This window comes from Pontibacillus sp. ALD_SL1, from assembly GCF_017355605.1.
Genome location: NZ_CP062974.1, coordinates 2,166,916 through 2,190,181 on the forward strand (window position 1 = coordinate 2,166,916; position 23,266 = coordinate 2,190,181).

Consider the following 23,266-nt stretch of genomic DNA (forward strand, 5'->3'; position numbering starts at 1 on the left):
ACTGAACCGACTTACAAGGGGACTTATATCTAATGAAATCTAAACATATTTACAAAGGGGCGCTTTCAATAGGTTTGCTGCTTAGCGCTTGGGGAGTGACAGGAAATATCGTAAGTGATGCTTCAAAAAACCACTCACAACTCGAGATTCCAGAACAAACCGAAAACACCCTCTCTACTTCTCTGAATGAATTTCAATACAATAACCAGATCAAACAAACGAACGATCTTCAATATCTTTATACTCATACATTAGCAGATCTTCAACAGGAGATGTTTGGCGATGAAAACGGTATAAACGAGTACGGAATTACATATCTCGATCGAGAACAACAAAAAATTGTAATTGGACTCATTGAACAACAGAATCATGCCCAAGAATTTAAAAAGAAAGTGTTAGAAACCCTTCCTCATGAGACTGTTCAATGGAAAACCGTTAATTATTCTATGAATACACTTATGAGCAAAGTACCTATGGTTTACGAAGAAACAGATACACTAATTGAAGACAAAGAAAACAATTACCAAATACGCTATGATATGGAAAATAATCGTTTAGAACTCCTCATCGATCACATCACTTCAGAACAGAAAAAAATGCTCATTCAAAAGTTCGGCAGTATGCTTTCCATTCAATTAAACAACATGTAAAAGGTTCAAGGGTGCTACATCGTTAACACTTCAATTCATGTGAAGAGGCTACACACAACCATACAAATTTATGCTTATATCCCCTTCTTTTCGTAGATGTGTCAATGAATCCTTTTTCTAGTACATATTCTTTGTTTTACTTCATAGGATGGTGACCCTTACAATGGAAGGATAGGTGATTTTTTCACCTATAGAGGAGGAAACCAACTAATGGGAAAAGAGTACAACTTAAACTCAACGGACTTTCAATCTTTGAAAACCGCCTCTAAGAAGATGTTCAATATGATTAGCACCCGTTTAAATGTTAATACAGCTTACGTAGCCAAACGCGGAGAAACTGCAATGACTGTACTTAGCTCTTTTAACAAAGATGAGGAAATCATCCCAGAGGGGTACGAAGTAGAGTATGGTGGCAGTTATTGCCGACATATCATTAACAATAAAAACAATGAGATGCACACACCAGATGTCAATGAGTACCCTGTGACCAGGGATTTAGCTGTCACTCCAGAACTGGGGGTGAAAGGCTACTTAGGTGTTACCCTTACAGACACTGATGGGACAGTATTTGGAACGTTATGTGTAATGGACAGGGAAGAAAAAGTATTTAGCGACGAGGATGTAGAATACTTAAAGTCTATGGCTGATCTACTCTCACATATTATTGAACTCGACCAAACCAAGTTTAATATGGGTTTTCTAAACGTCCCTATCCTTCCAATTACGAACGGAGTATCAATTCTAACGCTCCAAGGAGTAATTGATGATGATCGTGCCGACAAAATTATGGACACAGTATTGCGACATACTTCTGAGAATCAAATCGATTACATTATTATTGATTTATCCGGACTCGTCATTATAGATGACGTATTTCCGACCTTACTTGTGAAACTTGTCCAGTCGCTCCAATTAATTGGCGCAGAAACGATTATTACAGGGATTACACCTGAAGCTGCACTTCATAATATCAGTAGTCAGCATATTCAAGACCTAAAGGCAAAGACCGTCCAGAACCTAGAAGGAGCACTTGAATATATCGGTTTTTATTTACAAGAAAAATAAGCAAAAAATCCCACATGCTATGTTCATGTGGGATTTTTGCTTTACACCTCTAATGTTCGCAACCGTTCACTATAATCTTCGTACACTTCAATTGCATCATTTAGTAGACCTAAATCCTTTTCACGCAGTTCTTTTGCAAGCGTGCTTAAATCTTCCCATAAAAAGGATTCATTTACTTCAATAGTTGAACGTTGGAACACGGTTTCAGATGATCCTACAGGATCGTTGCCATTACGTTTCAACCGCTCTGATAGCAACTCCATTTCATCAGATACATAATCCTTTAGCTCTTCATATGGAAGTTGTTGTTCATCTCCTATTTTAAAGGTATCCAACTTCCCTCTTACAACAAACAAATCAGCTAAATAATTATTCACGATTTCAATTTCTTCCGGCAGCAAGTCGCTCCCTCTATTCGGTACAAGATTATTCATATCGATCACCTCTGTTTATCTATTTTTATTCCCCTATTATATGGATGATAAACTATCGATTATTATTCCTATTTTCTTCATCTTTAAATAATACAACTCGGATTTAGTCTATTAAAACCTCTTCACTCGTGATCTTTCCACTCCCATATGTCCAAATTCTATATTCAGTCTCAGGGCCTTTCTTAACAATTAGCACATATTCTCTGAAAAACTCTCCCCATCCTCCTAATCTATTAATGCTTTCAATCGAAGTGATTTCAGGGTTATGATCGAGTACTTCCGACTTCACACTCTGGAATTTCGCTTGTACGATTAGGGTCATTGCTAGATAACCTACAAGTAATGTACCGACTGTACCTCCTACTATTGTGAAGAACAGTTTTCTATTTAAAGTATTCAACAACTCACCCCTTTTGACTTGGCTCAGGTAATTTTTTATTTGTACCCTCGGACCATTTGACTTACTAGGTCCATCAGTAATTCTTTGACCTGTTCGGAGTTGTCTCCTACTCCTGCATGGGATATTTCATGTAGAACACCATCTTCTATCCAGTATACACTCGGAGATTGAAAACCCTCCCCCTCTTTATTAGAAGATGCTGAGTAAAAAACCTTTTGTCCATTTGAAAGCTTAATCTCCTTACTATGTTGGATAAGTTGCTCAAAATCTACTAGTTCAAAATCTGCAGCAAAAATCGCGATACTCTTTTTATCTCTTCCTTCTGTAAAAGCTGTGAGGGATATACCGATATCTTGTTTGTCTTCCGGGTCTTTAAAGTCGCTAATAAGAACACTATCGAACGAACCATAGGTTTCTGGTAAATCAGTGGGGATCCTCAATTGAAATGGAAGAGACTCGAGGGCCTCTTCTACTGAGTTCGCTTTATACATTGTAGGCTGTTCTTCACCTGTATCATGTGCATCCTGATAAACCTTTAAATGATCTGTGTTGAGCGTGGCAGCTTCACTTTGACATCCAACTAGTAGAGCAGTCGCTAACACTCCTATGTATGCTTTCAAAAGCTTGTTCCTCCTCCACGATAGTATGATTCTAATTTATGGTCGCCTCTGCAACATCTACTTCACCCTTTTAAAGGAGACATTCAAAATTCAATGCTCATTTTACCATATTATTGGAAAAAAATCTTGAACAACAAAAATCTCCTCTTAAAATGTTAACCTAGTCAAATTAAAAAAGACGCTACCCATAAATGGAGTAACGTCTCTTCGAAATATCTAGCCAAATTGTGGATCCACACGAATAGTGCACAAGAGATTTTCTTTCACGGATTGGAAAGCACCAACCTCCCCCGTGTCTCTTGAAATCTTATACAGGGGATCAAGTAACGTATAACAATCCTGCCTGTGAAGTTGACAGTCTTGAAGCCCTAACACGGTTTCGTATGCGAACTCCCAGAGGTCCTTATGCAATTTATCAGGTAACACCTTTGCAAGTAAAGCCGTCATCCTTAATATCTCTGATAAGATAGCCGTGTTGTTGTTCGCGTACTCCCGCACATGAGCAAACCCTTTATGAAGGTAAAAGCTGAAATCTTTCTGATCGAGTATAAATCGAAGGTTCCCCTCTCTGTCTCCCAGGTATGGGGAGAAATTCGATTGTTTCCCAATGCTTTTCAATAAATCTGTTATTTGATGCAACGTGTTTGATACAGTTAAAGGATCATTGTTACCGATCGCTTTAATGGCCACTTCAGCAAGCTTATTTACACCGTACTCAAGATCCTGAATTTCAGTTTGCTTTTCACCTATCTCAATGAAACCTAAATACTTCTCATCATTGATTACGTTACTTTTTGACCATATTGTCAGTAATGGAGCCTCGCTCAGGACAAACTCTCCAATGCCAGCCTCAAGCTTTACAGTAGCCCCATCACGTTCTGCTTCTTGGACAATTTGTGCAATATCAGCAAGCTGTACATACCCTGTTTTAGGGGCAAGCATGGTATTCCCTTCTTCATCGGGTAATTTCTGAACACGACCATCCTCATAATCGAGTATGAAAGGTTCCTCTTCTTTTATGAGTGATTCCTGGACAGATTTTGATTTCTTATTCATATTAAAACTAATATTGTGTACCTGCATCCACGTTGTCGTATGATTAATAAAGTAAACAAATGTTAATGCTGCAATAATCGCAGTCAGGATCGAAAGGATTGGAGTTGCAAAGATATATTCTTCCTTCTCATGCGTGACATATAGGAAGTTTAATAACACATAGATAAAGCTACCGTTAAAAATCCCCAACACATGCTGGGTCATTTTATCACTCACAAAGTTCACAAGCATCTTTGAGGAGAATTGACCGCTAAAAGTTGTTAATGCAACTAGCAATGAGTTAATGGTAAAAGCACTTAGTGTCAACACCCCACCAACAAGTGCACTCAGTAACACTTGAAGTGTTGTTCCACTAAAGCCTAGTCCAACAGGTAAATACGATCCGACATCTAATATATAGTCTAAATAAAACGTAAATATAGATAATAAAATAGCGCCAGCAATATACCATAAAGGCATAAACCAAAGAGTAGAGTTAAGTTCTGTTTTCCTCTGTCTTCTTGACATGGAACCATATTTCTTAATGTAACCAAAAAGGCTCATGATGGATCCCCTCACATTCTTAGAAAGTACTCTCCCCTCGTTCCCCATCATAATGGATTTAACCCGTACCAACCACAAATTCATACAACCGTAAAATAATGATAGAAGATTGTAATATAATTGGCTGAAATCCCCTTATAACTATCCTATAAATGGAAAAGATAGCTCTATAACATCAATAAGGGTGATTGAATGAACGAACGTAAACGAAAGAGTTCTATTCTTAGTCCAGCTTTACAATCAAGATTGATCATCAGTTGCTTTATATTTATAGCGCTATTACTAAGTGTCAGCATTAGCGAGGAAGACTTACAAACGAGGTGGATCTTAAGCGCCTTACTTCTTGGCATGAATATTTACATTGCTAAAGCCTTAGCCCTTCATCTGACTTATAAAAGATCAAGAAGGATACGCACATGGTCTTTAATTGAGAAACTAAGGCTTAGCATATACCTTTTTGTAACTTTGATTACCATGGGAGCGAGTAGCTCATGGGAAGTGTATTATCTCTTCTCCATTGCTTTAGCTCTGTTGCTCATGCATAAGTATAGCGACACTTTATTCTCCAAAAGTAAAACCACGCATGACGCTTTTGCCATGAGTGAAATTGATCAGATGAGCGGGACGGAGTTTGAACAATTTGTCTCTAAACTCTATGAAGGCCTCGGATATTCTACTCAACTTACTCCTGCAACAGGGGATTACGGCGCCGACATTCTAACCGTGAAAAAAAGAGTAAAAACAGCTATTCAAACAAAGTGCTACGGGAGGGATAAGAAGGTTGGAGTTAACGCAATAAATGAAGTAATCGGAGGAGCAGGGTATTGGAAAGCTGATCGTAAGGTGGTTCTGACAAATCGCACTTACTCTAGTTCTGCCATAAAGTCAGCACAGCGAAATGGGGTAACCCTCATCGATCGAGACGGATTGCAAATTCTTTTAGATCAATATAAAAAGGAAGTGGAAAAAGGGAGGAAAAGAAGACTTTTTACATTACAGAAACGTTCAAGCAAATAAGCTCGAAATATACACGTCGAAATCGATCTTCAACAATACGTATATATGCTTTCCCAATTGTCACTGAACTCACCTACTTTTCACTATCTTATACAAGCGTAAAAAATTGTAGAAAAGAGTAATAACTGAATTTCAACATAAATATTCAAACTGATGAAAAAATTCCCTTCATATGAAAGGAGACTAAGTCTCTACTGACTTAGTCTCCTTTCATTCTATATGGACTTTTAACTTTCGATAACTGCATGGTTTCTTTGCCATCTATAATAACTTCGATTTCTTCTTGTCCTTTTAATGAATCTGGTAATTTCAGATCTCCTTTATACCCTGCACTCCCAACAACCTTTATTGAAAATGGAGTATGTGACTCCACTAAAGACAAAGATACTGTGCCTGCTTCTTCCTCATTCCATGCTTCCATGTCTAGAACACGAAGGATAGCTAAATGTTCCTCCCCGGATAATTTCTGAATGGTTAACTCAAAGCTCTCACTTTTCCCCTTATAAATAGAAGTATCTTCTGCCGTGACATCAATTTCCCTGACGATGCCTGCTAGCTCTTCCTTAACTTCACTATACGTTGCAAGGTTTTCAGAGATAGGATTTGAGCTATGAATATAAGAAATTTTTGTAATAAGATCAGAGATTTGTTCCTTTAATTTTGGTTCTTGGATTAGTTGTTCTGCTGAACTTAAAAATACCCATGTTGTCTTTACGTTAGACTTCCAAGTTTCTAGCTTAGGCTCTATCTCCAAACTCCGCATTTCCTCTTCGGTGTATTGGAAATAAGCAGAAACATCCTTATGATTAGCAAGGGGGTTAACCCTCTTAGACTCAGGTGTATAAAATATTGAAGCATTGAAGAGATAGCCTAGAGCAACTCTTTTGTCCGGAAGGTTGCGAGAAGTGGAAAGGTGGAAATCAGAATAAATTGGCTCCACTCCTTCAAAGTATTTTTGAGTTGCTGTCCATTCTCGTTCAGCCGGTGCAGAAGGTCCTTCTTCCATTAGTAGCAGCGTTACACTACTAATCATGAGGAGAAAAGCTACAATGGATAAGGGGTATAGAAACCAATTACGATTTCTTTTTTGTGTTTTAGATTGAATAATCTTCCAATTCCTGGCTTTTCTATTTACATCCATCTCAAAAGGTGGGAGCTTGTTCATTTCATCTTTCAAATTATTGTGATCGCGCATGTTCAATCCCCCTTTCATTCATTACGCACGCTAATTTCTCTTTAGCCCTGTGAAACGTTGTATCCACTTTAGCGGTACTCCACTTCAACACATCGGCTGTTTCTTTAGTGCTTAAATCCAGGATCCCCCTACAAATGACGACATCTCTATATTTTGTCTTCAAACTATTAATTGCTTCATACAATCGCTGATCTTCTTCTTTATTTAATACTATTTCTTCTGGAGTCAAACCAACCTCATGACTCTCTCCTCTATCTATCAACCTTTCCCATTTTTTCTTTCTGTAGCGATCAATTGAAACGTTTCTCGCAATTGAGAATAGCCACGTCTTTAGGGAAGCTTTTCCTTTAAATGAAGAGGCATGTTTCCACGCTCTAATAAACACTTCTTGAACTAAGTCGTCTACATCATCCGTACGGTTGTAATACACCAGAAACTGATACACATGCTGACTATATAATTCGTACCATTCTTTTAACTGATTTTCCTGAACCATACTCCCTCCTCCTTTATTCTTTATCCATTAGACGATATGGAATCTATCCATCTTACAGTTTTATGTAAACCAATTAATAGTTTAATACAAAAGCCAGTACAATTTCGATTTAATTTCCTAGTTTTACAACTTCCCTACAAGGGAAATTCCTAACGAACATTATGCTATAGAGGAGAGATTTCATGATTACACAAAGATGGACTTGGCTTTGGGAGAAGCATGAGCAAGCTAAAGATTTGTTGCGTTTTTTTGCAAAACCGGATGAAAACGCCTCCTCTACAAAAAAACATTCCTCACAACAATCTTCTGGCGGAGATGATGGTGGAGGAAGGAGTTTTAAGAAAGCACAGTTAATCGGGCTGTTTGCAGGCCCTCTGTTATTTGCACTTACCTTTATCTTTTTTCAACCTGAAGGACTTTCTTATGAAGGAAAAGCTGTATTAGCAAGTACTATTTGGGTAGCTGTCTGGTGGATGACTGAAGCCGTACCTATTCCGGTTACTTCCCTTATCCCCATTGTGCTATTTCCATTAACCGGCGGTCTGAATATGGACCAGACAGCCTCATCTTATGGTGATGACACAATCTTTTTATTTATGGGCGGTTTTATGATTGCTCTTGCCATGGAGAAGTGGAACCTACATAAACGCATAGCACTGACAATCATATTAGCAATCGGAACAAATACGAGACGAATCATTCTAGGATTTATGGTCGCGACAGGTTTCTTATCGATGTGGATTTCTAACACTGCAACTGCAATGATGATGGTGCCAATTGGTCTCGCGATTATATACCAAGTTTCTGAACAGCTAAAAGATGACGAATCGATTGATACATCTAAAGAGAACTTCGGATTTGGAAAGGCCCTGATGCTTGGCATAGCTTATTCCGCTTCGATCGGAGGTATTTCTACACTTATTGGAACACCGCCAAATACAGCTTTTGCAGCTGCTATTAGCAACCTATATGGAGTTGAAATTTCCTTTGCTCGTTGGATGTTGTTTGGGGTCCCTATTGCCTGGGTGTTTATATTTATCGCCTGGTTCTACCTTGTGAAAGTCGCTTATCCTCCTAAGATCAGTGAACTTCCTGGTGGACGTGAGGTCATCAAAAATGAAAAAGACGATCTTGGTAACGCATCTTTTGAAGAAAAAGTGATCTTACTCGTCTTTACACTAGCCGCATTCTCTTGGGTAACCCGTTCCTTTCTCTTACAACCGTATGTAAATGAGAATATCGGAGACGCCATGATTGCATTAACTGCCTCCTTTATTCTTTTTGTAATCCCTTCAAGAACTACAAAGGGTGATCGACTTCTTGACTGGAACACAGCGGTAAAATTGCCCTGGGGTATACTATTACTATTTGGCGGGGGACTTGCCATAGCAACAGGGTTCATTGAATCTGGATTATCTGAGTGGATCGGAAATCGACTTACTGTTTTACAAGGAATTCATATATTTGTCGTTCTTCTCGTCGTTTCTGCAATGGTTATCTTCTTAACCGAGATTACTTCAAATACAGCAACAGCCAATATGATGTATCCTATAATGGCATCTCTATCTGTTGCCTTAGGCGTGCACCCTTATGCTGTAATGATTGCTGCTGGTGTAGCTTCTTCATCTGCATTTATGCTACCTGTGGCGACCCCACCGAACGCGGTTGTTTTCGGGTCAAATTATTTACGTATACCTGATATGGCAAAAGCAGGGTTCGCACTTAACCTGACAGGTATTATTATTGTAACTCTTGCCGTTTATTTCTGGCTCCCCATCGCCTGGGGAATAGACCTTACGGAAATTCCGGAGATGCTAAAGAAAGAATGACAAAAGGGCAGGGGGCTCCCCCTGTCCTTTTTTAATACTCTTCATAAATAGCTGGGGCTTGATCATTCAATAGTCCAGATGGATAAAGCTCTTGAATTTTTCTTAAATCTTATAAATCAAAAAAGAGATTATTAAGAAAATCTTAACAATCTCTTCATACACGTTCCATATTACGATGTTCTAATAAGGTACACGAGATAACAATAATATTACTTGATTGGACATTTGAATTAAGTAAGAGAACTGTCCCTTAACTCGTGCTCTTTAATATCGCCTTTTTCCTTCAAGAATGAAAGCACACAACTGTTAAACTCTTTAGGCTTATCAATATTCACTACATGTCCACTTCCAGGAATCAATAATAATGTCGAGTTCCCCGCCTCTTTTGCATCTTTACTAATATACCTCTTGAACATATGGTCCTCTTCTCCAGTTAAATATAGTTTAGGAACATGAGAAGCTACTTGTTGAACGTTCTCAAATGTTCGTTCTACCGTGTGAAGAATTCTGTACCAACTTAGGAACTCTTTTCGTTCCATTTCTGTAGCTTCTTTAATAAAGGCGTCTCTTGAAGACTTATGACTATTTTTCGGCATTAATATATAGGCAAATAAAGAGTAGATCCACATATGAGGTGCCATATTTTTCAACAACCCTCCAAGAGTAAGTAAGACTCTTGATAAAGGATTAATTTTTGTAATGGCACCTCCAAGAACAACGGTTTCCATCCGTTCCGGAGCAATTGATAGAATGTTGTGTATGAGCACAGAACCTAAGGATATTCCGACGAAATGAGCTTTCTCTACATTTAGGTGATCCAATACTCTTAACACTTCTATTGAAGCTAATTCAAATGAAAAATTCTCGGTGTAACTATCGATACTTGGTGAATTCTTATGTCCTGGTAGATTAATAGCAATGATATTAAAATTCTTTCTAAACTCCTTGATTTGCGGGAAGAAGATACTTGAATTTCCTCCAATCCCGTGTAAAAGAACAACATATTCTTTACTACTGTCTTGGCCTATTACTTTATATTCTAACAAAACGACAGTCCTTCCTCATACGCGTTATAACTTGTTGTAGTTGTATGTAACAATCATTTAACCATAAGAGATTTTTTATCCTTAAAAATACATTATCAGATATTTTGCTCTCTAGGCAATTGAAATTAGAAAAAGGATTATCCAGCATAAGATAAATTTTACAAGTAACTCCTTGTTAACAGGAAAATAATCTATATTTTTGTTGCCCACTTCTTGAAGCAAGACATAGTTCCTTATTCCCTTTTATCGATTGGGAAAACCATTGAAAGGGCACTGGATTCTCTGCCGTTACACACATCTCGTATTCTAACCTACTATTCTCAAACGTTGAATAATAGACTAGATGGGATAATACTACGCCCACTACAAAGCTATCGACGAAGTATCATCCTAATTACAATTATGCTTTTTTTACAGTAAATTACATAGTACACATTATTCCAAATTAAATGACTGAATTCAATCAATATTCCTCAAATAAAAGACGTAATTTAAAAGGGTACGCCTTTTCCTAAGGATTAACTTCTAATTCATGTTGGTCATTAACAACAACCCAGTCACCTGTTCCCAGAAGAAAATCTAAAGGGTAAACTTCTGCCTTTTTATCTGAGAAGATCCATCTTCTGCCTGGTTCGATTAACAACAGAGAATTTCCATCTTTCCTACTCCCCATGAAATTGAGTACTGAACCAATGATTGGCTCATGATCTCGTTCTTTTATATCAATACGTTCTAATCGTTCACCGCAATACGATAATGTAATAGTCAGATATAACGTTTACTTATATTAAAAAAAGCGCTTCATCCTAATTGTAAGGATGAGCGCAATTGGAGCTTAGCGATAAACACTAGCACACGTATTCGGCTGAGGTTCATAATAGCAATGATTTTTAAATTGTCCTGCAAAAGGCTGCCCAAACCATGTAGATGGACAAGAGCCTGAAGGATTGAAATACCAGAGCGAATACTTTGCCGGGAACTGTCTCCAGAATTTCAAGTTCTTCTCTGCTAATCTCTTTTCTGCAGATCTAGCTCTGTTATAAAAAAGATTCCCCTTCTGCACAGCTTCAAAAGAGTAGTTGCCCCCCTGAACTTGATAAATAACATCAGAGATGGTTCTGAGGTCTTTGAAATCTAAACAATCTGATGCAGTCCTGTTTACAATGACATTACCGACATATAGCATTCCTTGTTTTCCTTCACTAACTGCTTCCGCTCTCATCATTCTCGCCATTAAGGCAATGTCTGAATCTGTATATTTTACTCTCGGCATACTTTCACCTCACAATTTTGTCTAAAGAATCTCTTTCGTAGTTTAAATGTTGGTGAAACCCAACTGTTTATAAGTATGTAAGTGTAGCTTATCCTATTATCCCTTTTCTGTTGGCTATTCAAAAACAGGGCAAAATCTAAAAGATTTTGCCCTGCAAAACATATCCGTTATGAATATCTCTCTTCTAAATTATACGCGACTCTTCTCTTCCTCCTGTAGCTTCCTCCACAGAATCTTTCCGGAACTTGTAGTTGGTAGGGAATCACGAAACTCTACGAGTCTAGGATACTTATAGGCGGCCATGTTTTCTTTCGCCCATTCAATGATTTCCTCCTCAGCTACTGAGCCTTTTGCATCTTCATTTAAAATCACAAAGGCTTTCACTGTTTCACCTCGCCGCGGATCAGGAACTCCCACAACACATGCTTGCTGTATGGCAGGGTGGTTATAAAGTAGTGATTCCACTTCTGTAGGCCACACTTTATATCCTGAAGCGTTGATCATTCTCTTGACCCGATCGACAATAAAAAAGTATCCTTCCTCGTCCACTCTCCCTATATCCCCTGTTCTAAAGAATGTTTTCCCATCGATCTCAAGGAATGATCCTTCATTGTCAGATTCATTATAATACCCTACGAAAACTTGCGGACCGTTTACCACAATTTCTCCTATCTCATTAACTCCTAGCTCCAGTTGAGTAGCAGGATCAATAATACGTGCATCGACATCGAATGAAGGTACACCAAGACATTGGAGCTTTGGACGATCAGGTGGATTGAAGTGCGTATGAGATATTGTTTCAGATAAACCGTATCCTTCAATAAACTTAAGACCCGTCATCTCATAAAGTTTATTGCCTACAGCTTCTGGTAAAGCCGCTCCGCCACCTGCTAGGACTTGCAGACTTGAGATATCATAAGAAGAAAGATTAGGATTTGATAGGAAATCAATAAGCATCGTACTGATCATAACCCAGTGTGTAACTTGATTCTCTTCTATCACCTTAGCCGCCATTTCTCTGTCCCAGCGAGTTAATATAACCATCGTGCACCCGCCGTAAACAGGAGCATGAAGGCTATGGAGCATTCCCGTCACATGGAAAAGAGGTAACGTTGTGAGATGGACACTATCCATTGTAATGCTAACCCAGTTATAAGCGGAGACAGCATTTGCCTGAACAGTTGAATTTGTATGCATGCATCCTTTCGGTTTCCCTGTAGTTCCAGAAGTATATGGCATGACACATAAATCATCAGGGCCTGCTTCGGCTGGTCGTGGTGAAAGACCAGCCGCTAGGGCATCTTTCCAATAATACGTTCCAGCGTGGTGGAAAGACTGACGTGGTGCAAGCACTTCAGGTGGTAGTCCTTCCATGTGTTCTGCAGGAAGATAATCACTATAAGAGGCCACAACAATGGACTCAAGGGTAGTGGATTTTAAGAGAGGTTGTACACGATCATACAATTCCTGCCCTACGATAGCGTTCTTAATTTGACTATCTTGAATGAAAAAGGCCAGCTCTTCCGACGTGAGCATGGGATTAATCGGGACGACAAGGGCATCCGCACGATTAATACCATAGAAGCTCACTGCATATTGAGGAGAGTTCTGCATAAAGATCAGCACTGGTTCTCCTTTTCCAACATTTAGCTTGTGCTGTAAATAACCAGCAAGTGCGTCTGCTTCTTCCTTAAACGTTCGATAGGAAATCTCACTTCCGTAATAAAGCATAGCTGGATGATCAGGAAAACGTGCTGCTGCCACCTCCAAATTATGATAGAGCGTCGTTTGTGGTACAGACAGACTTTTCGTTACACGATTCGGGTAGTACTGAAGGTGATTCGTTAACATAAATCGCCATTCCCCTTTCCACTCTTTGGTATTGTAGTTAACCTGCATTATGGTACAAGTACTAGCTTCCCTTTCGTCTTTCGGCTCTGTAGTAATTCATGTACGTTTGCTGCTTCATCAAGAGGATAGACTCCTCCGATTGTAAGCTTCAACTCATCCTTTTGAACGAGAGATAAGAGCTCCTGAAGGCTTGAGCTGAATAGTTTTGGTTTCTTCATAATTTGAGGTAAGAAGAAGCCGATAACTGATAAGTTCCGGTTCATTAAACCTGAAGGGTACATCCGGGCTGGGTTTCCACTTGCTACACCGTACACGACAACACGACCAAATGAGCGCATGCACTTAACCGTTTCATGAAAGATCTCCCCACCGGCCATTTCTAAAGCAACGTCAACCCCTTTGCCTCCGTTTGCTGCTAATACCTGTTCACGCCAATTGTCTTCAGTGTAATTCACAACCGCATCTGCCCCAAGCGACTTGGCAAGTTCTAGCTTCTCAGGAGTACTAGCGGTTGCTATAACATTCCCTGCTCCAAACGTTTTGGCTAATTGTACCGCAAGCGAGCCAACTCCACCAGCAGCTGCGTGAACAAGGACCGCTTCTCCTTTTTCAAGGCGTCCCATCGTTTTTAAAATATGATAAGCAGTTAAGCCTTGAAGAGGGAGGGCAACAGCTGTTTCGGGTGTCACACCTACTGGTAATGGAATTAAGGTCTGAGCATTTGCTACAGCGTATTCAGCATATCCGCCCTTCTCAATAAGAGTAACGACTCGGTCTCCCTTTTGTACGTTTGCTACACCTTCTCCTATCTCCTCAACAACTCCAGCAACTTCCGCTCCAGGGATAAAAGGCAGTGGAGTAGGCACAACATACGCTCCCTCGCGGCGAGCTGTATCCGCATAATTCACCCCAATGGCCTCAACTTTAAGAAGGACCTCCCCAACAGATGGGCTAGGATTATTTAAATCTTTTATTTCTAATACTTCAGGTCCTCCATAGTTCTCAAACTGAACAGCTTTCATGAAAACTCCTCCTTATTGACCTGTAAATGCAGGCTTTCGTTTTTCAACAAACGCGCTAACGCCTTCCTGATGATCCTCTGTTGAAACCATGACAGTCTGAGTAATTCGCTCTTGCTCAAGAATAGAGGCAAGATCAGTTGTTTCAGACTGGTTAACGAGCTTTTTCATCATACTGATGGCACGACCTGGTCCCATTGCGATCTTAGCAACGTATTCTTTTGCAGAAGCTTCAAGTTCGCTCTCCTCATATACTTTATTAACTAAACCCAGCTCCATGGCCTGAAGGGCTGATACAGGTTCGGCATTAAAGAGAAGCTCTTTCGCCTTATAAGGACCAAGCTTTTTCGTTAAGAAATAGCTTCCTCCACCATCTGAGACCAATCCTACCTGGGCAAAACTCAAAACAAACTGACTTTCGTTTGCTGCAAGAATTTGATCGCACGCAAGCACCAGGTTCCAGCCCGCTCCAGCTGCGAAGCCATGAACGATGGCAATGATTGGTTTTGAGCATTCTTTCATCGTCAGGATCAGTTCATTTAAATACCCTAAATGATCATACACATCTGTAGCCGTTGCTTGCCCCATCTCTTTTACATCTCCACCTGCAGAGAAAGAACGTCCTGCACCAGAGATGGTAATAGCTTTAATAGAATCAGAGCGATCTGCTTCTTTCACCGCCCGGGTTAATCCAGTAATCATTTCTTCACTGAATGCATTGAGCCGTTCTGGCCTATTTAACACACAGGATAATACAGGCCCTTCCTGAGTAATTTGTAAATGATCATTGCCTTGTATCAAATCATTTCCTCCTTTATATTAGCGAACGAAAAGCTTCGCTTCGATCATGTAAGACGCGATAACACGGTTTCGTTCAATCCGATTCTCAGTAAGAAAGGCATTTAAGTTAACGGATACTCCCATTAAGAATTGCGATCGGATTTCGCCTTTTAACAAGGATGCACCAAGATACTTCGCGTTCGTCTCAACCATTGCTAAGCAATGTTCAACAAACGTCCCTGCAAGTTTTTCTTTTAAACTATAGGTACGATCCCCTCGTTCTCTCGCTTTTTCTGCCCTAACTACGCATGATTCTGCCTGGTAAAGGGCAATCGCAATATTAGAAAGCTTCATCAGGGTTTCTTGTTCGTTCTTCATCGCATTTCCGTAAGCTTCGTAGGCAGCACCTGCACATACTAAGAAAATGTTTCTGAAGGTATCAACGGCTTGATGCAGGGAAGCGAGAATGTCGTCTTCTTTCTGAATACCACTTTCAAGCTTTGCTTGTGCCTGCTCAATTAATGAACGGGCATCTACTTCCCCTTTCGCTACTCGTTTAAAGAACGCCCCAGGTATTAGTAAGCGATTAATTTCATTCGTTCCTTCAAATATTCGATTAATTCGTGCATCCCTATAGGCTTGTTCAACTGGATATTCTTTAATAAACCCGGCTCCCCCATGAAGTTGAACTCCTTCATCTGCTATATAATCAAGAGTTTCAGAACCTACAATCTTACAAATAGCTGATTCTAAAGCATGTTCATTCATTGCTTTAGCAATCGCTTTGTAATCGTCAGAATCCTCATAGCCTCCAAGAGCTGATTCTACAAGTCCGGCTGTACGGTACATCACCGACTCAGCTGCAAATAGTTCACTCGCCATTGTTGCAATTTTTTCTTGTGTTGCCGGAAAGTCTGCAATGCGCCGTTTAAATTGTTTTCGTTCCGTTACCTGTGCCAAGGTCGCATCAAAGACAGCACGTGAAGCACCAGTTGTGGCGAAGCCAAGATTAAAGCGCCCTAAGTTCAGTACATTTAAAGCAATAACATGACCACGACCAACTTCCCCTAACAGATTCTTTACAGGTACCTCACAATCTTCAAAGATGACTGAACACGTTGAAGAACCTTTGATCCCCATCTTCTGCTCTTCCGGTCCAATCGTGACCCCAGGAAAATCCTTTTCAACTATGAAAGCAGAGAAATGCTCTCGGTCCACTTTGGCGTAAACAATAAAGGTATCAGCAAATGCAGCATTCGTTATATAAATTTTAGTTCCATTCAAAATATAGTGCGTACCTGCTTCGTTCAAAACGGCTGTCGTCTTAGCCGCTAACGCATCTGAACCTGCCTCTGGTTCAGTCAGGCAATAGGCTCCGATATATTCACCTGAGGCAAGTTTAGGAAGGTATGTCTTCTTCTGTTCGTTTGTTCCGAAGTACGTAATAGGCAGAGTTGCAATACACGTATGATTACTGTGCGCTACCGAGTATCCGCTCGCACTTCCGAGGGCTTCTCCAACAATCCCTTTGCTAATTTTGTCTAATCCCAATCCTCCATAAGCTTCCGGAATGCTGTGCCCAAGTAAACCAAGCTCCCCTGCTTGCTTCATAAGTGATGCAACTAAGTCAAAGTCTCCATTCTCGATGGTTTCTCTTTGAGGATAAACTTCTCCTCTTAAGAACTTCTGAGCTGTTGCCTGAATCATCTTATGCTCATCTGATAAATCTTCAGGAGTAAACATTTCTAGAGGTGTTATACGATCCGTTAAAAACTGCCCACCCCTAATCATCTTATCGACTGGATTCATATTCCTTAACCTCCTTAATCGACCCGCTTCTCTTAGAAAACACAGGGACAATATTATATTGGTTTTCATTCGCCACAAACGTTAGGTCCTCTTCTAATCCATAGGCAGTCATCATTTCTCCAACTCTCGTTTCAGCTAAGACTTCTTTAGCGGCACGTTTTTCGTTGCTGTATACCATCAATGCACCTCGAGCCGCATCAGATAAAGTCCATTCACCTTTTTGTAACAATGAATGTAGGAGTCCCCCCGCACCGTAATAGTCTTCAAGACAGAATGAGTTAGCTGATCCGGAGCAAACAAGGACAATATCTTCTGTTCGGTGTTCTTGATAGATCCGGTCGGCAATGGCCTGTATATTTAGGAGTGAACATAGATAAACCATTGAAGCTCCCTCTGAACGGCGAGTGGCAACTGTACCGTTTGTTGTCGACAATATAAGTAGACGATTATAAACAACTCGATTTAACGCTACTGGATTAGGTGGAAGAAAGCCTTTAATCGTGATGCCTCCATACTCCCCTGCAACGAGTGGGTTTTCCTGCTGAAATCTTTTTGACACTGCTATCGCTTCCTGTTCGTTTAGAACCGGAATTACTTCCCGTGCTCCGTTCGCTAAACTTGCCGTAATAGTAGAAGTAGCAAGAAGTACATCAAAAACAACGGCAACTGAGTTGACCTGCCACCTAGAAGGATCAATATCTTCTTTTTTCAACACTACATGAATGCGCCCCACCTCTACACCCTCGCTGTTTCTTCTGCTAGGTCAATAAGGTGATTCACAAAATGATTCATATGTGCAAATCGCGGATCGTTTGTCTGTCCCATTTTGTAACGGTAATAGATTTGTTGTACAATCCCAGCGAGCTTAAAATAAGCGAAAGCTAGATAGACGTCCATATTCGTTACGTCCCTTCCGCTTTTCTTAGCATACCGTTCTATAAATTCATTCCGAGAGAAAAAGCCTTCCTGGACGGTTAACGGCGGTTTACCTAAACCTTTTCTTAACGACTCAGGATCATCCTTTTGGATCCAATACCCTAAAGCGACTCCCAAGTCAGCCATCGGGTCCCCAACCGTCGTCATCTCCCAGTCAAATAAACCGACCATCCTGCTGTAGTCATTCGAGTCAAACATAGCGTTATTTAATTTATAATCGTAATGAATAACGGACGCTTCCGAGGAGGATGGAACATGATCGACGAGCCACTTCTTAATTCGCTCACCTGATTTCACATCATCTGTCAGTGCTTTGTCATAACGCTTAATCCAACCGTGCACTTGGCGCTCCATAAATCCTTCTGGCTTCCCTATTGCTTCAAGTTCAGTTCCCTGATAGTCAAGACTGTGTAGCTCGACAAGCCGGTCGACCATCTCTTCTGAAATTGTCTGTCCCAGTTGATGAGTTCCTTCCACTCCTTCTGGCCATTCTGTATCAAGAACGACTCCCTTTTTCCTTTCCATTAAAAAGAAGGGCGCTCCTAACACGGATTCGTCACCATAAATAAGAGGTTTAGGGGCAAGAGGGAATTTATCGTGAAGCGCTTTCAAAATTGTGTACTCTCGATTCATATCATGAGCTTTGGGAGCAACTGGTCCAAGAGGAGGACGGCGTAGTACCGCTTCAAAATCCCCTACCTTTAATTCATAGGTTAAATTCGAATGACCTGCACCAAATTGACGAACCTGAAGTTCTCCTGATGGAAAGGAAGACAAATGACGCTTAAGATAATCTTCAAGCGCTCTACTATCAAGTTCTTCTCCGCTCCTTACAGGTTGTGTATCCTGCATGATTTTCCCCCTTTTTAAACGTTCACTACAAACTGATCTAACTTCTCTCGAATAGGATCAGAGAGTGGTTTACTTTTCTCTGTTTCTACATCGAATGAAACAATGACCGACTCTCCTCTAGCAATTAGTGTATTTGTCTCGTCATCATAAATCTCTTGGAGAGCCGTGAAACTACTATTACCAATCTGAACGACCTTCGTCTCAATAACGAGAACCTGCCTAAAGTAAGCCTGCTTAATAAAGTCACATTTAGCCGATGCTAATACGTAATTCTGATCCTCATTAAAGATATCCGCATCATAGAAAAACTGAATTCTAGCATCTTCTAAATAGACAAAATAGTTACTATTATTCACATGCCCGAGTAGGTCTGTTTCACAAAACCGAACCATCACTTTATGTTGATGCACTTCGTCACCTCACCTTTATGAACGCACTTTTCCGTTTTCACTATATTCATAGAATCCTTTTCCTGTCTTACGACCAAGCTCTCCCGCTTCCACTTTATCAACGATTGTTTTAGGCGGTTGATCTAGTGGGTTACCTGTTTCATTGTACTGTTGTTGCATGACATAATACCCAACATCAATACCTGATAAATCTAGTAATTCAAACGGCCCCAGTGGATGACTGAGCGCTTTTTTCGTGATTGTATCGATATCTTTGAAATCAGCATACCCATTTTCATAGAGGCTCATGGCTTCTTTTTGGATAGCAAATAGAATACGATTGGCGATAAACCCTGAGATCTCTTTTTGAAGAAGTACAGCAGTCCGATTCATTTGTTCACTAATTTCCATAGCGATTTGCGCTGTTTCTTCAGAAGTATGATCACCCTTTACCACTTCCACACAATCCATTACAAGAGCTGGGAAGAAGAAGTGCATATTGCATACGCGGTCTGGGCGTTGTGTCACATCAGCAATCAGGGAACTTACAATAGTTGAGCTGTTCGTTGCAAGGATCGCTTGTGAGGGAGCAATTTTATCAAGCTTTTGGAACACTTCACGCTTCACGTCTAGCTTCTCAACAACGGCCTCAATAACGAAATCAGCCTCTCCTGCTGCTTCTTCAAGACTTGGTGTAAATGTAAGACGATTAAATGCTTCATTCTTATCTCCTTCTGAGATCTTCCCTTTCTTTACCCATTTATCCATGATCCCGTCGAGTGTTCCTTTTGCCTTCTCGAGAGCTTCTTCATTTAAATCCTGAAGCACGGTTGTATACCCACCTAAAGCTCCCAGCATAGCAATCTGATGCCCCATTGAACCTGCTCCAATAACCGCTAACTTCTTCACTCTCATATTCATTGCCTCCTTATAATTTGATCCCTTCTAGGATCATCTTCATGTAAAGGTCAGTCAACTCGTCTTCTGTTACCTCTCCGTCAGGTTCATACCAGAAGTAGCTCCAGTTTGAAACGCCTAAAACAGCAAATGATAACATGTCAGCACGTAAATCACTTCGAAATTCTCCATTGTCTATTCCAGATTGGATAATGTGTTGTAAGTTTCGCTGAAATTCGTCTCGTTTTGGAAGTACTTGTGATGTATGCTTCTCACTTAAGTGTCGCATTTCCCTGAAGAATACACGGGCACTTTGGGCGCCTGACTTAATATTACTTATGATCATTTTCACATTAGCGTAAAGCTTCTCACGTTCTGTAAGCTTTTTATCTTGTAATATAGATTCCTGCTGTTCTAGCAACCCTTCAATAAACCGAAGATGAATATGCATCAACACGTCTTCTTTATTAGTAAAGTAGTAGTAGAAGGTTCCTTTCGTCACACCTAATTCTCTTGTGATATCCTGAATTGATGCTTCTCGGAAACCTCGTTCTCCGAATAGAGCTATGCTTGTATTGATGATTTTCTCTCTCATGTATAAGTTCCTCTCGTTAGTAAGTTGTGAGTTTCATTAGCAATGAGCCTGCATGCCGCCATCCACAACAAGTGTTTCACCTGTCACGTAATTGGATGCAGCTGATGCAAGAAAAAGGGCCGCCCCTTTCAAGTCCTCTTCACTACCAAATCGGTTAAGTGGAGTTCGGTCTAATATATACTGTCCTCCTTGCTCTAGTACAACCTTTGACATTTTCGTTGGGAAGAAACCAGGTGCGATTGCATTTACATTAATACCATGTGCTCCCCACTTTACTGCAAGGTCTTTCGTAAGTGTTAAAATAGCTCCCTTACTTGCATTATAGCCAACTGTATCCATAAAGCGCGGATCAGCTCCGCCAAGTCCTGCCACTGATGCTATGTTAATGACTTTCCCAGACCCTTGTTCAACCATAACTTTACCTACAGCCTGAGCCATCAGGAAAGTCCCTGTCGCATTCACATTCATAACTTTCTGCCATGCTTCTAAAGGCATCTCAAGTGATGGAGCTCCCCAAGTAGCCCCGCTGTTGTTAACCAAGATATCAATCGTTCCAAATGTTTCTTTTGCTTGTGTAACAACTTCTTTCACTTGTTCTTGATTCGTAACGTCACATTGTAAGGCAATCGCCTTAATTCCATGCTGTGTTTCTAATTGACCGGCAACTTCTTCACAAGCTTCCTTTTTACGTGAGCAGAGGACAAGGTTAGCACCCGCTTCAGCAAAGGCTTCTGCCATCTGCGCACCAAGACCCCGACCTCCTCCTGTAATAACGGCGGTTTTCCCTGTTAAATCAAACAATTGTTGAATACCCATTATTCTCCTCCTTCACTGATGTTTAGAGAGTTCGAGTTTTGCAATTTGACGACGATGAACTTCATCTGGCCCATCTGCTAAACGCAACGTTCTAGAGTTTGCCCATTGAGCAGCTAACGTGAAATCGTCACTAACACCTGCACCACCATGAGCCTGAATGGCACGGTCAATAACATTCAAGGCCATTTGGGGAGCTACAACCTTAATCATAGCAATCTCTGACTTAGCCTCTTTGTTCCCGACCGTATCCATCATGTACGCTGCTTTTAATGTCAGCAGTCTCGCTTGTTCGATTTCAATTCGTGAGTTTGCAATCCATTCCCGTACTACCCCTTGTTCAGCAAGTGGCTTATGAAAAGCCACACGATCTTGTGTGCGCTTACACAAATCATCAAGCGCACGCTCAGCAGCTCCTATTAACCTCATGCAATGATGGATTCGACCTGGCCCAAGACGGCCTTGTGCGATTTCAAACCCTCTTCCTTCTCCGAGGAGCATATGATTTACAGGAACACGAACATTTTCAAAATCAATTTCCGCATGACCGTGTGGAGCGTGATCATACCCAAACACTGGCAACATTCGATTAATCGTAACTCCTGGTGTATCTAATGGAACCAGAATCATCGACTGCTGTTTATGTCGCGGAGCCTCAGGATCCGTCTTCCCCATAAAAATAGCAACTTTACAACGAGGATCGCCTGCTCCTGAGGACCACCATTTTCGTCCGTTCAGTACGTATTCATCCCCATCTCGTTCAATTTTTGCTTCAATGTTTGTTGCATCAGAAGAAGCAACATCTGGTTCTGTCATTGAAAAACAAGAACGGATCTCTCCATTAAGTAAAGGCTTAAGCCATAGTTCCTTTTGAGAATCACTTCCATAACGAGCGAGCACTTCCATATTCCCCGTATCAGGTGCATTACAGTTAAATACTTCTGGTCCTATTAGGGAGCGACCCATTTCTTCACAAAGAGGAGCATATTCCAGGTTTGTTAAACCAGCTCCATATGTAGCATCAGGTAAAAATAAATTCCACAATCCTTCATTTTTTGCCTTTTGTTTTAATTCTTCTATAACAGGCGGAACTTTTTCAAAGCGGGATGTTTGTTCATTAAGTTGTTCTTCGTACAAGGGTTCGTTCGGATAAACGAACTCATTCATAAACGAACGCACTTGCCTGAGTAAATCGTTAACTTTAGTGGAGTAATCAAAATGCATTGTAGACCTCCTTCCGGCTAACATACTAACCGGTTAGTATGTAATTACATTGTATGCTGATTATTCAGAAAATTCAAGAGGGAAGGTTTAGCTTCTATTATTAGAGGTTACATGAGATATAACCATAGACCTTCTATTGTCATCCAACCAACATATACCAGGACGATCACGTTGAATGTATAATTCAGTCAATGCTACTATAGGAAGAAGAATGTACAGAAAGGTGATGTCACTTGAAGTTTGGAGATCAAGTTGTTTCGGTTAAGAAATGGCTTCTTTATTTAATATTATTAGCAATCCCAGGTGTTAACATTGTTACAATCTTCGTGTTGGCGTTTGGGAATAAAAATGAGACAGTTAGAAACTACGGTAAAGCCTCACTCTTGTTAATCGGAATTATTTTAATCGCAACTCTAATTATTGCTTTTTTAGGGTCTTCATAATAATAGAAATCCCCATACTTAGATGGTATGGGGA

25 protein-coding genes are annotated in these 23,266 nt (G+C 40.4%); 5 read left to right on the plus strand and 20 right to left on the minus strand.

Going from position 1 to position 23,266, the window contains the following annotated elements; all coding sequences use genetic code 11:
* Positions 1 to 32: 32 nt before the first annotated feature.
* Positions 33 to 650 carry a hypothetical protein gene (locus IMZ31_RS10965; RefSeq protein ID WP_207527417.1) on the plus strand — a complete coding sequence of 206 codons (618 nt, stop codon included), beginning with the start codon at positions 33 to 35 and terminating at the stop codon, positions 648 to 650.
* 210 nt (positions 651 to 860) lie between these two features.
* Positions 861 to 1,715: an STAS domain-containing protein gene (locus tag IMZ31_RS10970; protein ID WP_207527418.1), complete on the plus strand. Its 855-nt coding sequence runs from the start codon at positions 861 to 863 to the stop codon at positions 1,713 to 1,715.
* 41 nt (positions 1,716 to 1,756) lie between these two features.
* Here IMZ31_RS10970 and IMZ31_RS10975 read toward each other — a convergent pair whose 3' ends face one another.
* The 4 genes from IMZ31_RS10975 to IMZ31_RS10990 form a co-directional block, all read right to left on the minus strand.
* A complete protein-coding gene (locus tag IMZ31_RS10975; protein ID WP_207527419.1) occupies positions 1,757 to 2,149 on the minus strand; it encodes a ferritin family protein in 393 nt (130 codons plus the stop codon).
* A gap of 103 nt (positions 2,150 to 2,252) precedes the next feature.
* Entirely contained in the window at positions 2,253 to 2,549 is a 297-nt protein-coding gene (locus IMZ31_RS10980; protein WP_207527420.1) for a hypothetical protein, read from the minus strand.
* Between the two features lie 35 nt (positions 2,550 to 2,584).
* The gene (locus IMZ31_RS10985; RefSeq protein ID WP_207527421.1) at positions 2,585 to 3,169 is read right to left on the minus strand and encodes a hypothetical protein; all 585 of its coding nucleotides are present in this window, start codon (positions 3,167 to 3,169) and stop codon (positions 2,585 to 2,587) included.
* Positions 3,170 to 3,385: 216 nt separating this feature from the next.
* Positions 3,386 to 4,768 (minus strand): DUF2254 domain-containing protein, encoded by a 1,383-nt coding sequence (locus IMZ31_RS10990; RefSeq protein ID WP_207527422.1) that lies wholly within the window; start codon positions 4,766 to 4,768, stop codon positions 3,386 to 3,388.
* Positions 4,769 to 4,960: 192 nt separating this feature from the next.
* Between IMZ31_RS10990 and IMZ31_RS10995 the strand changes: the two genes are divergently transcribed.
* On the plus strand, positions 4,961 to 5,785 hold the full coding sequence (locus IMZ31_RS10995) for a restriction endonuclease (RefSeq protein WP_207527423.1): 825 nt from the start codon (positions 4,961 to 4,963) through the stop codon (positions 5,783 to 5,785).
* A 199-nt stretch (positions 5,786 to 5,984) separates the two neighbouring features.
* Here the strand turns inward: IMZ31_RS10995 and IMZ31_RS11000 are convergent, their stop codons facing one another.
* Together IMZ31_RS11000 and IMZ31_RS11005 are read right to left on the minus strand one after the other, a co-directional pair.
* Entirely contained in the window at positions 5,985 to 6,980 is a 996-nt protein-coding gene (locus IMZ31_RS11000) for a hypothetical protein (RefSeq protein ID WP_207527424.1), read from the minus strand.
* Positions 6,964 to 7,476, minus strand: coding sequence for an RNA polymerase sigma factor (locus IMZ31_RS11005; RefSeq protein ID WP_207527425.1), 513 nt, complete (start codon positions 7,474 to 7,476; stop codon positions 6,964 to 6,966). Before IMZ31_RS11005 ends, IMZ31_RS11000 begins: the two co-directional genes overlap by 17 nt.
* Positions 7,477 to 7,658: 182 nt before the next feature.
* Between IMZ31_RS11005 and IMZ31_RS11010 the strand changes: the two genes are divergently transcribed.
* Positions 7,659 to 9,305, plus strand: a complete 1,647-nt coding sequence (locus IMZ31_RS11010; protein WP_207527426.1) for an SLC13 family permease — start codon at positions 7,659 to 7,661, stop codon at positions 9,303 to 9,305.
* Positions 9,306 to 9,535: 230 nt separating this feature from the next.
* Here the strand turns inward: IMZ31_RS11010 and IMZ31_RS11015 are convergent, their stop codons facing one another.
* The 14 genes from IMZ31_RS11015 to IMZ31_RS11080 all read right to left on the minus strand — a co-directional run bounded on the left by IMZ31_RS11015 (position 9,536) and on the right by IMZ31_RS11080 (position 22,789).
* On the minus strand, positions 9,536 to 10,351 hold the full coding sequence (locus IMZ31_RS11015; RefSeq protein ID WP_207527427.1) for an alpha/beta fold hydrolase: 816 nt from the start codon (positions 10,349 to 10,351) through the stop codon (positions 9,536 to 9,538).
* A 511-nt stretch (positions 10,352 to 10,862) separates the two neighbouring features.
* On the minus strand, positions 10,863 to 11,120 hold the full coding sequence (locus IMZ31_RS24655) for a hypothetical protein (protein ID WP_207530375.1): 258 nt from the start codon (positions 11,118 to 11,120) through the stop codon (positions 10,863 to 10,865).
* Positions 11,121 to 11,186: 66 nt separating this feature from the next.
* Complete coding sequence (locus IMZ31_RS11025) at positions 11,187 to 11,624, minus strand: cell wall hydrolase (protein WP_207527428.1); 438 nt, start codon at positions 11,622 to 11,624, stop codon at positions 11,187 to 11,189.
* A 189-nt stretch (positions 11,625 to 11,813) separates the two neighbouring features.
* Positions 11,814 to 13,475, minus strand: a complete 1,662-nt coding sequence (locus tag IMZ31_RS11030) for a long-chain fatty acid--CoA ligase (RefSeq protein WP_207527429.1) — start codon at positions 13,473 to 13,475, stop codon at positions 11,814 to 11,816.
* A 47-nt stretch (positions 13,476 to 13,522) separates the two neighbouring features.
* Positions 13,523 to 14,497 carry a quinone oxidoreductase family protein gene (locus IMZ31_RS11035; RefSeq protein WP_207527430.1) on the minus strand — a complete coding sequence of 325 codons (975 nt, stop codon included), beginning with the start codon at positions 14,495 to 14,497 and terminating at the stop codon, positions 13,523 to 13,525.
* Positions 14,498 to 14,509: 12 nt separating this feature from the next.
* A complete protein-coding gene (locus tag IMZ31_RS11040; protein ID WP_207527431.1) occupies positions 14,510 to 15,295 on the minus strand; it encodes an enoyl-CoA hydratase/isomerase family protein in 786 nt (261 codons plus the stop codon).
* Between the two features lie 18 nt (positions 15,296 to 15,313).
* Positions 15,314 to 17,083 (minus strand): acyl-CoA dehydrogenase family protein, encoded by a 1,770-nt coding sequence (locus IMZ31_RS11045; protein WP_207527432.1) that lies wholly within the window; start codon positions 17,081 to 17,083, stop codon positions 15,314 to 15,316.
* A complete protein-coding gene (locus IMZ31_RS11050; RefSeq protein ID WP_207527433.1) occupies positions 17,067 to 17,816 on the minus strand; it encodes a 2-phosphosulfolactate phosphatase in 750 nt (249 codons plus the stop codon). The genes IMZ31_RS11045 and IMZ31_RS11050 overlap by 17 nt, the downstream gene beginning before the upstream one ends.
* A gap of 2 nt (positions 17,817 to 17,818) precedes the next feature.
* The gene (locus IMZ31_RS11055) at positions 17,819 to 18,871 is read right to left on the minus strand and encodes a phosphotransferase family protein (RefSeq protein WP_207527434.1); all 1,053 of its coding nucleotides are present in this window, start codon (positions 18,869 to 18,871) and stop codon (positions 17,819 to 17,821) included.
* Between the two features lie 14 nt (positions 18,872 to 18,885).
* Positions 18,886 to 19,281 (minus strand): acyl-CoA thioesterase, encoded by a 396-nt coding sequence (locus tag IMZ31_RS11060; RefSeq protein ID WP_207527435.1) that lies wholly within the window; start codon positions 19,279 to 19,281, stop codon positions 18,886 to 18,888.
* A 15-nt stretch (positions 19,282 to 19,296) separates the two neighbouring features.
* Positions 19,297 to 20,181 (minus strand): 3-hydroxyacyl-CoA dehydrogenase family protein, encoded by an 885-nt coding sequence (locus tag IMZ31_RS11065; protein WP_207527436.1) that lies wholly within the window; start codon positions 20,179 to 20,181, stop codon positions 19,297 to 19,299.
* Between the two features lie 7 nt (positions 20,182 to 20,188).
* Positions 20,189 to 20,752 (minus strand): TetR/AcrR family transcriptional regulator, encoded by a 564-nt coding sequence (locus tag IMZ31_RS11070; RefSeq protein ID WP_207527437.1) that lies wholly within the window; start codon positions 20,750 to 20,752, stop codon positions 20,189 to 20,191.
* Positions 20,753 to 20,788: 36 nt separating this feature from the next.
* On the minus strand, positions 20,789 to 21,568 hold the full coding sequence (locus IMZ31_RS11075; RefSeq protein ID WP_207527438.1) for an SDR family oxidoreductase: 780 nt from the start codon (positions 21,566 to 21,568) through the stop codon (positions 20,789 to 20,791).
* A 12-nt stretch (positions 21,569 to 21,580) separates the two neighbouring features.
* Complete coding sequence (locus tag IMZ31_RS11080; RefSeq protein WP_207527439.1) at positions 21,581 to 22,789, minus strand: acyl-CoA dehydrogenase; 1,209 nt, start codon at positions 22,787 to 22,789, stop codon at positions 21,581 to 21,583.
* 233 nt (positions 22,790 to 23,022) lie between these two features.
* On the opposite strand from IMZ31_RS11080, the gene IMZ31_RS11085 reads away from it, so the two are divergent.
* Positions 23,023 to 23,232, plus strand: a complete 210-nt coding sequence (locus tag IMZ31_RS11085) for a hypothetical protein (RefSeq protein WP_207527440.1) — start codon at positions 23,023 to 23,025, stop codon at positions 23,230 to 23,232.
* Positions 23,233 to 23,266: the final 34 nt, after the last annotated feature.